This is a genomic window from Leucothrix mucor DSM 2157 (assembly GCF_000419525.1).
GTDB classification, from domain to species: Bacteria; Pseudomonadota; Gammaproteobacteria; order Thiotrichales; family Thiotrichaceae; genus Leucothrix; species Leucothrix mucor.
The window spans coordinates 2959820-2972067 of sequence record NZ_ATTE01000001.1; the positions used below are offsets into that span (position 1 = coordinate 2959820).

The following is a 12248-nucleotide window of genomic DNA, read 5'->3' on the forward strand; positions in this document are numbered from 1 at the left end:
CTAGCTTTCTTGTTTAAGCGTTTGTGAACGGTAATTGGCAATAGCGCTGCGGGATAAATCATAGTGGTAGGCCATTTGAGCTTGGGTGTACCGATGCTCGGTGGCAACCGGGCAAGCCTGTCTCGCTAAACAATTTGAATGGCATTGGCTGCCTTCGCTGAGGCGGTAATCGGCGCAAGCGCTTAAATCGGGCATGCGTTTTGCGCTAAGTGCTGAAGCCGGACAAGCACTAATACAAGCCTGAGTTTCACACTCTGCACAGATGGTATTAGCTGTGGCCGGGACTGTTTTATTGCTTCGATTTTCTGGTGTTTCCAGCTCTGCATCCAGCCACCATAAAGCACGATAGGCGCTCCACAGGCCATACTCGGCATGAATTCCCATACCTAGCGGAGATGGGCTATGCCAGCCCAGCACTCGGCCGAGTGCCATTAGATTCACAGGGCAGTGATCATCCGGAAATAAGCACTGCCGTGTGGTATTTGGAAGGTAAGCTTGAAGCGCTTGTTCGCTAATCTTTGCACTAAATTGATCAACGGGGTCAGAGCCTTGCGGCCACGCACTGGAAATCGCCTTCCAAAAAGCAGTTCCCGCATGACCGATCAGTAGCAAACTGCCACCTTGAAAAGCAGGTTTATCAAGCCAGACTGAATCAGGCAAATCAGCAATAGCCACCAACTCACATAGCACTAAGCCGTGATCAGCTAATTGTGCTTTGAGTGACTCCATTGACTCTGGCTTCAATACCATAACTTCCCCAGTTGGCTATTGATCATACTGAAAATAACCATGGCCACATCAACCACAGCATGACTCTTCAAACCTATTGAACATAGCTCGACATAATGCATCGCTGTTAAAGCAGCTTACTTGGCAAACAACTGCCCTAAATCAGCAAAAGCCTTAAACTCCAGCGCATTACCAGAGGGATCTAAAAAGAATAAGGTCGACTGCTCTCCGGTTTCACCTTTAAAGCGCGTATATGGCTCAATAACAAAGGTCACTTGCCCTTGTAAACGATCTGCCAGCGCCTGCCAATCAGCTTGTGTGAGCACTACGCCAAAGTGAGGAACCGGCACACCTTTACCATCCACACCATTATAATGCAGTGGCACTTTGCCCTCTGCGCCGAGGTTTGGATTCAAATGTGTGACCAGCTGATGACCGTACATATTCCAATCAATCCAATCCTCACTGCTGCGTCCTTCGCTAAAGCCCATGACTTCACCATAAAAAGTCCGCGACTCCGCAATATCGCGCACGGGCACTGCCAGATGAAATGGTCGTAATTCACTCATTGATTTAGCCTCAAAATAGTCTTAGTTTTGGCATCATACACCTGTAACACTCCGTTCGTCATGGCCATTCATCCTTTGACATTAGCGCCGATTTACCAAGACGAGACTATCCGTAGACTAAGCCTATTAATGAATAAAAATCAGCCCCGACTTGGAGATAGACTTCAGATTATGCCAACTGAATATCGCGAGATTAGCGTTATCAATCAGCTTAGTGACTTTGCTGCGATGCGCGATGAATGGAATCAACTTAATCAGCGCTCAGAAAAAGGAACCATCTTCTCATCATGGGAGTGGCTCTATAGCTGGTGGGAAATCTATCAGGATCAAGGAAATCGTGAATTATTCATCCTGAGTTTGCGCAAAGATGGCGAGCTGATTGCCTTGGCACCGTTTCAAATACTCAATCATCCGAAAAAGTACTTCCCCTGCTCCAAGCAATTAATTTTGATTGGCACTGGTGAAACGGATGGCGGCTTGGTGCTTTCGGAATATCTGGATTTAATTATCGAGCCAGGCGCGGTGTCACATGCCGTGAGCACATTCACTAATTATCTGATGGATAAGCAATCTCAATGGCAGGGTTCGTTATTTCAGCAGCTATTGGATGATTCTTATTTGTCATTGCTATTCGGCGGTCAGAATTTGTCGATCCAAGCAGAAAGCAAGCCTAATGGTTTTCGCACACTGATTGATCTGCCCGAGACCTACAAAGACTACCTGATGAGTTTGCAGAAAAAGAAGCGTAATAACATTACGCGTATGCTGACTCGCCTGCAAAAAGAGCAAGACTATGTGGTGGATAATTTAAGTGATGGTTTAGATCCTGAGAAAGCCATTACCGAATTGGCTGATCTAAATCGCGAGCGTCGTGAGAATTTACAGCAACCCAGTGCCTTTCATCAGCCAAATTTTGAAGCCTTTCACCGCTTGGTGGTTAAGCGATTACTGCCCACTAATCAGGTACAAATCCGCATTTTACGTATTGAAGGTAAGCCGGTAGCGGCTTTATATACCTTGATTGATGGCGCTACCATGCACGCTTACCAAAGTGGCTTTGAGGCTGAGCTTGGCCATCGCTATGCGCTGCTGACCATGATGATTACTCAGGAAATTTCTCACTGCATTGATGATCCGCGCCTAAAGCGTTTTAACTTTATGTATTCTGCGGATGAGAATTCCTACAAGTTACGCTATTCAGCCTATACTGAGCCGATGTTTGATCAGTCTTACTTTCCTAAGAATGTTCGAACCTCACTGCATAATTTGGTGCATGGCCCGGTTAAGCAAACCATTAAACAGATTCTTAAAAAGAACGCAGCCTGAGGAATTTCCTCAGGCCTTGGTCTTATCAATCGAAATACAGTCGCCGCTTAATCTGCAAATGAGAAAGCGGGCAACGTAGTTTCACTGCGTTCCGAGATACCTTGCGGATGCTGCGGATCAACTTGTAAATTAGATTGATAGCTCGCTGTTCGGCTGCCCGGCTTCAAAAACTTCAGCCGCTTCAGCACGTAGTAACTAAACGATTTAACTTCTGCAATAATACCCACACACTCGATTGAACGCTTTTTAACCCCCAGTGGCTTTAGGATGTAATGATTAAAACCATGCACACCTATTTGCCGACGGCTTTCTCGTGAGCCATAGCTGGTGGTTAGCGATACATTAAAATCTACATTTTCCACCCGGTGCGGCGAATGCTGCGGCCAACTCACCACTTCACCCGGCTGTAATTCATGGGCAAAAGCGTACTGATCAAAGCTGCGCTCATACGGCACATTTTCATGACGTGATTCGCCAATGATCTCTTCGACATAGGTTTGCGGTGCGAAGCGATCGTCCCGTGCAGGATACACCCACACCCGCTTGCGCCCTTTCAAGTGCCACAACATATTGGCATCCGCATCGACATGGCAGTAAACCTGCACACCCGGCGATGAAATCAATAACGCACTAAACGACGCTTTGGCATTACTAATGTGATTACAATTGCCATTAATGACTCGATACATCTGCGTAATCAAATCGGCATATTCACCATTGTACTGATCAATTTTAATGACATTGACCCACATACGCCCTTTCTTCAGCGCTTCTAAAATCTCTTTTCCACTGCAATCAGCAATGTGTACCGGCGTCCAATCCTGATGGCGCTCCGGATTATCGCCCATGGTGTAACACTGCAGCCATTTGCGCGGATAGTTATCCAGCAGAGCTTCCAGCGCTGCATCGCTAAACAGGTCTAACTCATGAAATTGGTGTTGTGAAATTTGCGGAATTTTGCCGAAATTCTGGTACTCACTGTCACTCCAGTTAATACAATCGGAATAATGTGCTGGCATCGTCAAGTCTCTTATCAATTTTGATTGTTTGGCTAATTATTGAGTGTTCTAATATGGCTTAGGCTATGCTTGAGAAGTGCTAGCCGGCAATCATTCAACGATTAATGGTTGAAACACCACGCGCAGCGGAAAACTTCCTGCGCCGGCGCATTTATATGCTTCATTGATGATACAAAAATGACAAAAAGAGCTTAAACTCAAAGCTATGGTGATACTCAGAAAAGCAAAAGCATGGTGGCTCCAGTGGCTGGAAAGCGAACGCATTCATCTGGCCCGTCCGGATGCGGCCATGCACATGGCAATGGTCGGACTGATTACCGGCTTTCTTTCTGGTGGCGTGATTATTATCTTCCGCCTTGTGGTCGAAACCATTCAAGAACACATGCTGCCGGGGCAAGGCTCTGAGAACTACGAAGCCTTACCCATCTTCTGGCACTTCTTCCTGCCGGTAATTGGTGGTGTATTATTGGCGCTACTCTTTTATCATTATTCTAAAAATCTCCGCGTATTTGGCATTGCCAAGGTCATCGACCGGCTGACCTATCACCAAGGTTACTTCACCGTTCGCGGCTTTTTATTGCAATTTTTTGGCGCGGCGATTGCCATTATTTTTGGCCATTCTGTAGGCCGTGAAGGCCCCCACGTTTACCTTGGCGCGTCGATCAGTAGTTTGTTTGCGCAAGTGTTTTCACTACCCAATAACAGTATTCGAACCATGGTGGCCTGCGGGGCTGCCGCTGGTGTATCGGCCTCCTTCAACACCCCTTTAGCAGGCGTCATTTTTGCGCTGGAAGTGGTGATGATGGAGTTCAGTATGGCTAGCTTCATTCCAATTATGTTGGCCTCGGTGGTCGCAACCACTTTATCCAATGCCGTGTTTGGAATACAGCCCGCTTTCTTAGTACCGGAAATGAGCCTTAACTCATTGAAGCAATTGCCTATTATTTTGATACTCGGCATCAGCATCGGAACTGTGGCCGCCTTATTCAACCACATGCTAGAAAATGTCTCCAAGCATAGCCGTAATATTGATATCTGGTGGAAGCTGTGTGCGGCGGGTGTGATTACAGGGCTGTGCGCATTAGCCGAACCCCGAATCATGGGCATTGGCTATGACTCGCTGACCGAGCTCATGCAATCGCCACTCTCCTTTTCAATTACAGCATTGATTAGCCTGATCTTTTTCAAGCTAGTGGCGACCAGCTTTTGTGTGGGCTTAGGAGTTCCGGCGGGGATGATTGGTCCGGCCTTTATTATTGGTGGGGCTATCGGCGCCATTGCCGGTATTTTTGTTAGCTTTACCGAGGGCTGGACTCACACGGATATTGGTTTTTATGCGCTGCTAGGTATGGGTGCAATGGTCGGTGCATCGCTCCAAGCCCCGCTGGCCGCACTCACCGCAATTATCGAGCTCACTTATAACCCCGGCGTGGTCATGCCCGGCATGTTGACGATTGTGGCGGCACAACTGACCTCTCGGGTAATTTTCAAGAAGCAATCCCTGTTTATTACCATGCTACGGACTGCCGATCAGGATTATCAAATTAACCCCATTTCGCTCACCTTGCGGCGAATTGGCATTGCCAGTATGTTGAAAAAGGATTTCACCCGCACCGATCGGGTGATCAATCGGGTGCTGGCAGAAGAGCTGGTCAAGAGTGATTTACGTTGGGTCATTATCAGCAGTGATGGCAAACCCAGTTTAGTCATTCCTTGTATCGATATTGCAAAGTATCTGACCTTGACTACCGAAGAGTCAGACACGATTGATCTAATCGAAATACCCGCTCAACGTTTACAATTAGAGCCGATCTCGCTGCAAAGTAATTTACATGAAGCGCATGTGAAATTTCGCAATGGGGCCGAGGCGCTGTACGTTGTTTTCAAAGAGAAAAGCTGCTCAGACCACGACCGCATTTACGGTATTTTAGTCCCTGAAATGGTGACTTCGGCGTATCGTATTTAAGCGATTTATTCGGCTACAGCAAAGGCTGTCGGGGTACTTTCTTTTCTCACCGACATGCCTTCGGGGTGCTTAGCGTCTAACTCCAAGTCTGACACATAACTGGCGGTGCGCTTACCTCGCTTGATCAGGCGTAAGCGGTGCATTGCGCGATAGCTAAATTCTTTTAGCGCCGGCACCATTCCATCTAAATCCATTGAGCGCTGCTTAATGCCCAAAGGCTTTAGAATGTGATGGTTCGCACCATGCACACTGAGTTGACGGCGGCTTTCAGAAGAACCATAACTGGTGGTTAGCGACACATTCAAGTCCACATTTTCAACCCGATGCGGGGAATGTTGTGGCCAACTAATGGCCTCACCGGGTAGTAGCTCATGGCTAAAAGCATGATCATCAAACCAACGCTCGTATGGAATATCTTCGTGACGCTCTTCGCCCACAATTTCTTCGATATAGGTTTGCGGGGTAAATCGTTCATCACGCGCAGGCCAAACCCATAAACGCTTGCGACCTTTTAGGTGCCACAACATATTGGCATCCGCATCAATATGGCAATACACCTGAATGCCCGGCGATGACAGGATCAATGCGCTAAAGGCTGACTTGGCATTAGTAATATGCTCGCAACCAGCATTAATCACCTTATACATGTCAGCAATCAGCTCAGTGTATTCACCCGAGTAACGATCGATATGAATGGCATTAATCCACATCCGGCCTTTTTTTAGGGCCTCCAAAATCTCAGCACCCGAGCTATCGGCGATATGTACAGCTTTCCAGTCGCTATGATTTTCAGGATCAAAGCCCATGGTGTAGCACTGCAGCCATTTACGCGGATAATTATCTAATAAGGTAATCAGCGTCTCATCACTGAATAAATCCAGTTCGTGATAGCCATGCTTGGAAACTTGAGGGACTTTTCCGAAGTTTTGGAATTCTTGCGAATTCCACTGAATGCAGTCAGTGTATTTTTTAGCCATAGGTCAAACTCGAAGCTATTTTAATTATTAGTGAGTAGATCTCGAATCAGATCAACTGCTTAGCTTTTGAGTATAAAGCCCGACCTTGGGCATCAACAGTTATTTATGGATTAGTGGTGTTTCAGATTTTGCTTGTGACTCGGCTAAAACCTGCTGTGCGGATGCCTGTATTTGAGCCGCCAATTCTTTACGCGTTAGCGCTTCTGAAGTAGCAACCGGTTGCATGAAATACACATGTGCAGTGAGATTGCGACTACCCAATAAGCCCCAGAGATTTTGCACTAAGGTTTGCTTGCCAATAAAGGCCGCTAACTCACTAGTGTGACCATCACTATTATCATCGGTGTAATGAATCACGATGGGCTGCACAGGTGCTTCACACGCAATTGCAGCGCCAAACAGACGCGGGTAAAAGAAGCCAATCCCTTGCCCATCGGTTGTGGTGCCTTCGGGGAATATCAGGATGTGATCCTGCTGCTGCAAACCTTCAACAATCGCAGCACTCGCTGCTTCAGCCGCAGAATGATTACCACGGCGAATAAATAAGGTATTAAGCTGCTCTGCCGCCCAGCCGATTAGAGGCCAGTTTCGAACCTCAGATTTAGATAGAAAGCGTGGGGTACAAACACTGGCGATAACAGGAATATCGACCCAGGAAACATGATTGGAAACCAGTAAGACAGGGCCAGTAATCGCAGCACCCTGCTCTATGACTAGTGTAATACCAACCAATTTACAGGAGCGCTGATACCAGCGTTGTACTTGTAGCACAAAGGCAGGGTCTTTCGGCTTACGGCCTAATAAACGAACCTGCACCACAATCAAGCCGACGCCATACAACAGATGCAGGATCAGCAACAGTATCTTAACTAGTTTAATCATAAACGCCGGTTTAGCTCAGAAAGAACTGACCCTGAGAAACCCGCAGACTGCTCACTTGATCATACCAATCACCAAGCACAATGCGCTTGGCAGGCTCACCATCCAATTCAAACTCATGAATTGCCGGACGATGGGTGTGGCCATGAATCAATTGTGTAACGCCCGCTTCGCGCATTGCGCTCTCCACGGCGGCTTGATTCACATCCATAATTTCTTCAGACTTTTCTTTCACTTTTTGCAGGCTGGCTTCACGAATACGCGCTGCTTCAACCTGTCGTCCCGGAATATCTAATGCCAGAAACTGTTTACGCAAATCTTCGTTATAGAACATCTTGCGCAGCTCCTGGTATTCCAGATCATCCGTGCATAAGGTGTCGCCATGCATGACTAGCGTTGGAACGCCCTGCAAGTCGATTACCTGCTTTTCTGGTAATAGCTGACAATCCGTCATATCAGCAAACTGCTCGCCAATCAGGAAGTCCCGATTGCCGTGGGTGAAGTAAAGCTCGGTGCCGCTGTCTGACAGCTGGCGCATACCATTTAATAATGGCAGCACCAGCTGACCGGCTGGCGTATCGACAATGTCATCGCCAATCCAGTATTCAAACAGGTCACCTAGAATATACAGCGAGTCGGCCTGACCTCGGATCTCCCCCAGAAACTGCATAAAAGCCTGCACAATGTGCGGACGCTTCATGTCCAAGTGTAAATCCGAAATAAACCAAGTGCTCTGCTGCATACTCATATTGTCATTACTCTACGATTGTCATACTGTCGATAGTGATTGTCTCAACTGGCACATCACCGTGGTAGCCTTTGTTTCCAGTCTGAACTTTAGCAATCGCGTCAACCACGTCCATGCCATCAGTCACTTTACCAAATACAGCATAGCCCCAGCCAGATGCTGATTCGCTAGTGTGGTTCAGGAAGTCATTGTCTTTCAAGTTAATGAAGAACTGTGAAGAAGCAGAATGTGGGTCATTAGTACGCGCCATTGCCAACGTACCACGGTCGTTTTTCAGGCCGTTGTTTGCTTCGTTCTTAACCGGAGGACGCTTGTCCGCTTTTTCACTCATGTCAGCGTTCATACCGCCACCCTGAACCATGAAGTTAGGGATTACACGGTGGAAGATCACACCATCATAAAAACCATCTTCAATATAAGCTTTGACATTAGCAACCGTTAAAGGGGCTTTCTCAGCGTCTAATTCCAGCATGATAGTGCCTTTGCTGGTTACCATTTTAACATTAGTCATCGATTTTTTAACTCCGGAAGTTTCAGATTCAGCGGTTGCCGTTTCAGGCGTTGCCGCTGGTGTTTCTGTTTTTGCCTGACACCCTGCCAGTAAAACGAAAAAGGCTAAAAAGCCTACCAGAAAGCGCTTCATATTATAACCCTGCATTATTTTTTGCGTTTAAAGCGCGCATCATAGCGGATTCATAACGGCTCTGCTACTATGCGGCCTAACCCTTTTTACCCTATGACCGGTACGCAAAATCGCTATGTTACGAATCTATAACAGCCTGACAAATCAGAAAGAAACCTTTAAACCCATCGTTGAAGGCGAGGTAAAACTCTACGTCTGTGGTATGACTGTTTACGATTATTGTCACCTTGGCCATGCTCGTGTATTGGTTGCTTTTGATGTGGTTTATCGCTTCCTGAAAGCCCGTGGATATGATGTGACTTATGTACGTAATATCACCGATATTGACGACAAGATCATCGCACGTGCTAATGAGAACAACGAAGAATTTTTGGCTCTCACCGAGCGCTTTATCGATGCCATGCATGAAGATGAGCGCGCGCTGGGCGTATTGCCGCCAACTTTCGAGCCAAAAGCCACTGACAATATTCCTCAAATCATCGCTATGATTGAAACCCTGATTGAAAAAGGCCATGCCTATCAGGGTAGCACTGGCGATGTATATTATGACGTTTCCAGCTTCCCGGAATATGGCAAATTATCAGGTCGTAAGATCGAAGACTTACGCGCTGGCGAACGCATTGCAGTCGATAACGCAAAACGCGACCCACTGGATTTTGTATTATGGAAGCCGGCTAAGCCAGATGAGCCATCCTGGGAATCCCCTTGGGGCAATGGCCGTCCGGGCTGGCATATCGAATGTTCAGCCATGTCGATGGATTTGTTAGGTAATAACTTTGATATTCATGGCGGCGGACACGACCTGCAATTCCCGCATCATGAAAATGAGATTGCACAAAGTGAAGCTTGCTCGGGTGAGCATTTCGCTAACTTCTGGATGCATAACGGCTTTATCCGGATTGATGATGAAAAAATGTCTAAATCATTAGGCAACTTCTTTACCATTCGCGATGTACTGAAAAGCTATTCTGCAGAAGCCGTGCGTTACTTCTTGTTATCTAGCCACTACCGTAGCCCGCTGAACTACAGCACAGAGTCGTTAGATGGCGCGATTGCCGGGTTGGATCGCCTGTACAACACGCTACGTAGCTTGCCTGAAGCCGAAGCTGTTCGCTGGAGTGCTTATGAAGATAAGTTTTACGCCGCGATGGATGATGACTTTAATACACCAGAAGCATTGGCTTCGTTGTTTGACCTTGCTCGCGATGTAAACAAAACAGCCAATAAAGAAGGCCCTGAAGCCGCTGCGCCAATGGGTGCTTTGCTGAAGAAGCTGGGTGGCATTCTGGGATTGTTGCAGTTGGAGCCTGATGAATGGCTACAGCGCGATGATAGTGGTGATGGCTTAGATGTTGCAGCGATTGAAGCTAAGATTCAGGCACGTATTGAAGCTAAGGCGAATAAAGATTGGGCTCAGGCAGATGCAATTCGTGATGAGTTGAAGGCCGCTGGCGTTACGCTGGAAGATCAGGGGCCTGAGACTACTTGGCGTCGCGATTAATTACGCGCCAACCTTAGAACTGGATATTTACGCGGCAAGCAGGGATATATTTTGTTTGCCGCGATATTCGCTTAAAGCAGCTCACCGCAACAATCACCTTCCTCAGAATACTTGCTAATTTTCGACACACCGTAGAAAAAGAATGACTATTTTCGATGCGCCTTAAAACAGTAATAAATCGGGGATAAAACGAATCAAGTTTACGAGTCGCCGCTCACGCTCTCGAAATATCCTGCAGGAAACTCAAAATACCGTATTAACTCCCGCTCGGCATTAACGATTACAAAACAGGTTGGAGACTTTTCAGTAGAGACCTTAGTAAAGTCAGAATCTACTGCCACCTCATATTTCTCAATATCCCGCACACTAAACTCCGATAACCATTGCGGCTTATTAATAGCCAAGTATTGGCTATTTGATGGCACAAACTCTAAGTCGTTATCACTGACAAACCCTGCAACATCCTCTCCCCAAACCCCACGTAAATGATTTGGATTGATGCCATTTGGACCGCGTGTACCACTCTCCTGTTCCGGATAAAACAAGCGCCCCTTCACACAACAACAGCGTTGATCAATCGTTTGCGGCATTAGCTCTGGATACAAAACACTCAACTGCGTTTGATGTTGTTTCAGGTGATCAATTTTTTTACCTAGGCAATCCTTTAGGTTAGGGCCAAACCAGTAGTATTGACTGGCTTGCGGCGTGAGCCCCATATAGAACTTCACTGACACCTCAAGATGAATAACCGCATCACTTCGCAAATCACGCACAATGAAGTCCAATTCGCCTAAAGTTCGCCCATCATGATGCAATTGGAGATTACGCGTTAAAATTTGGTAGTTGGGGCTAATCGTAAGCCAGTAGCCAATCAATGCTTCAAAGCGATGCCCAAGCGCCCTACTCTTTAGTTGACTTAGTACGCCTAACAAGGGCTGCGGATTCTGATCTAAAGCCATTAAAGCGGGCAGGCAAGCTTGATACTCTTGGGCGCAATGATCATCGTCACACCAATTCACGCCATCGAAGTCACCACAGACCAAAGGCGGGCTGGCAATAACCCAAGCCAAGTCTCTCACGATGCGATGCTTAAATCGCAATACATCAAGCACGGGCTGTGTGACTATGCTTGGCCAACACCCGTTGGATTAACCACATCATCACAATAAATATTGGCAATGCCAAAACGACGAGCAAGATGGCAATGTAAGCAAACAAATCAGGCGCCTTCATCATCGTACTCATCAGCGACTCTTCATAAAAGAAAAACCACTTATGCTCGACGGGAAATGCCCAGACGTGCAGTTGATAGAAGACTTTATGTGGCCCAATCAAAAAGATAATCGCAGTAATAGCCAGCAAGACAATTATCGCCGTTAGCAGGATTGAGCGAAATGATGGCATGGCTTGACGGCTGCGATAAAGCCAAATCAGTAAACCAATAAAGATAACTGACAACACCAACAGTAACAAACGCATTCGGTCAATCAAGGTAGCCACGTCTTCGAGGTGTAGAACCTCATCGTGCGTTAGTAAGCTATCGATGCGCTGGTTTTTCGGTGTGTGGTACGCCAGTTCAGCAAGCCCTTCACCGTGCTGATGGATGGAGGTAACAATTTCAGCGAACAAGCGAAAGCGCTCTTGCTCATCGGTCTGCTGAAAGTCTTGCTTATGGATATTTTTGGGCGCGTAGGTCGCGATATGCTGGTCGATATTGATCGCACTGTACAGCTGCTGATAGCCAAAATTCAGTGGCGTCAGCAATATCCAGCTAACGCCAAGCGCCAAACAAAAGCTGATAAAGGTAAGGCACAGCCATCGCAATCTTCCGCGTGACTGTGCCTGAGATTTAGCCGTCATAATCTACCCAATTAGTATCGTATGCGGCTAA

The 12248-nt window shown here is 46.9% G+C and carries 12 protein-coding genes; 3 read left to right on the forward strand and 9 right to left on the reverse strand.

Features of this window, described 5'->3' with window-relative positions:
• Nucleotides 1–750 (reverse strand): hypothetical protein, encoded by a 750-nt coding sequence (locus LEUMU_RS0113385; protein WP_022952795.1) that lies wholly within the window; start codon nt 748–750, stop codon nt 1–3.
• Nucleotides 751–866: 116 nt separating this feature from the next.
• Nucleotides 867–1298 carry a VOC family protein gene (locus LEUMU_RS0113390; protein WP_022952796.1) on the reverse strand — a complete coding sequence of 144 codons (432 nt, stop codon included), beginning with the start codon at nt 1296–1298 and terminating at the stop codon, nt 867–869.
• Between the two features lie 171 nt (nt 1299–1469).
• On the opposite strand from LEUMU_RS0113390, the gene LEUMU_RS0113395 reads away from it, so the two are divergent.
• On the forward strand, nt 1470–2624 hold the full coding sequence (locus tag LEUMU_RS0113395) for a GNAT family N-acetyltransferase (protein WP_022952797.1): 1155 nt from the start codon (nt 1470–1472) through the stop codon (nt 2622–2624).
• Nucleotides 2625–2671: 47 nt separating this feature from the next.
• On the opposite strand, the gene LEUMU_RS0113400 is transcribed toward LEUMU_RS0113395, so the two are convergent.
• Nucleotides 2672–3643: a hypothetical protein gene (locus LEUMU_RS0113400; protein ID WP_022952798.1), complete on the reverse strand. Its 972-nt coding sequence runs from the start codon at nt 3641–3643 to the stop codon at nt 2672–2674.
• 205 nt (nt 3644–3848) lie between these two features.
• Here LEUMU_RS0113400 and LEUMU_RS0113405 point away from each other — a divergent pair, with 205 nt between their 5' ends.
• Entirely contained in the window at nt 3849–5609 is a 1761-nt protein-coding gene (locus tag LEUMU_RS0113405; protein WP_022952799.1) for a chloride channel protein, read from the forward strand.
• A gap of 5 nt (nt 5610–5614) precedes the next feature.
• On the opposite strand, the gene LEUMU_RS0113410 is transcribed toward LEUMU_RS0113405, so the two are convergent.
• The 4 genes from LEUMU_RS0113410 to LEUMU_RS26040 all read right to left on the reverse strand — a co-directional run bounded on the left by LEUMU_RS0113410 (nt 5615) and on the right by LEUMU_RS26040 (nt 8856).
• A complete protein-coding gene (locus LEUMU_RS0113410) occupies nt 5615–6586 on the reverse strand; it encodes a hypothetical protein (RefSeq protein ID WP_022952800.1) in 972 nt (323 codons plus the stop codon).
• A gap of 99 nt (nt 6587–6685) precedes the next feature.
• Nucleotides 6686–7468 (reverse strand): lysophospholipid acyltransferase family protein, encoded by a 783-nt coding sequence (locus tag LEUMU_RS26035; protein WP_022952801.1) that lies wholly within the window; start codon nt 7466–7468, stop codon nt 6686–6688.
• A 10-nt stretch (nt 7469–7478) separates the two neighbouring features.
• A complete protein-coding gene (locus tag LEUMU_RS0113420; RefSeq protein WP_026744757.1) occupies nt 7479–8213 on the reverse strand; it encodes a UDP-2,3-diacylglucosamine diphosphatase in 735 nt (244 codons plus the stop codon).
• 7 nt (nt 8214–8220) lie between these two features.
• Nucleotides 8221–8856, reverse strand: a complete 636-nt coding sequence (locus tag LEUMU_RS26040) for a peptidylprolyl isomerase (RefSeq protein WP_040504423.1) — start codon at nt 8854–8856, stop codon at nt 8221–8223.
• A gap of 115 nt (nt 8857–8971) precedes the next feature.
• Between LEUMU_RS26040 and cysS the strand changes: the two genes are divergently transcribed.
• Nucleotides 8972–10357 carry a cysteine--tRNA ligase gene (gene cysS, locus LEUMU_RS0113430; RefSeq protein WP_022952804.1) on the forward strand — a complete coding sequence of 462 codons (1386 nt, stop codon included), beginning with the start codon at nt 8972–8974 and terminating at the stop codon, nt 10355–10357.
• 200 nt (nt 10358–10557) lie between these two features.
• On the opposite strand, the gene LEUMU_RS26045 is transcribed toward cysS, so the two are convergent.
• Together LEUMU_RS26045 and LEUMU_RS26050 are read right to left on the reverse strand one after the other, a co-directional pair.
• Nucleotides 10558–11469: a DUF1853 family protein gene (locus tag LEUMU_RS26045; RefSeq protein WP_022952805.1), complete on the reverse strand. Its 912-nt coding sequence runs from the start codon at nt 11467–11469 to the stop codon at nt 10558–10560.
• On the reverse strand, nt 11462–12217 hold the full coding sequence (locus LEUMU_RS26050) for a lipoprotein intramolecular transacylase Lit (RefSeq protein WP_022952806.1): 756 nt from the start codon (nt 12215–12217) through the stop codon (nt 11462–11464). The genes LEUMU_RS26045 and LEUMU_RS26050 overlap by 8 nt, the downstream gene beginning before the upstream one ends.
• Nucleotides 12218–12248 lie beyond the last annotated feature (31 nt).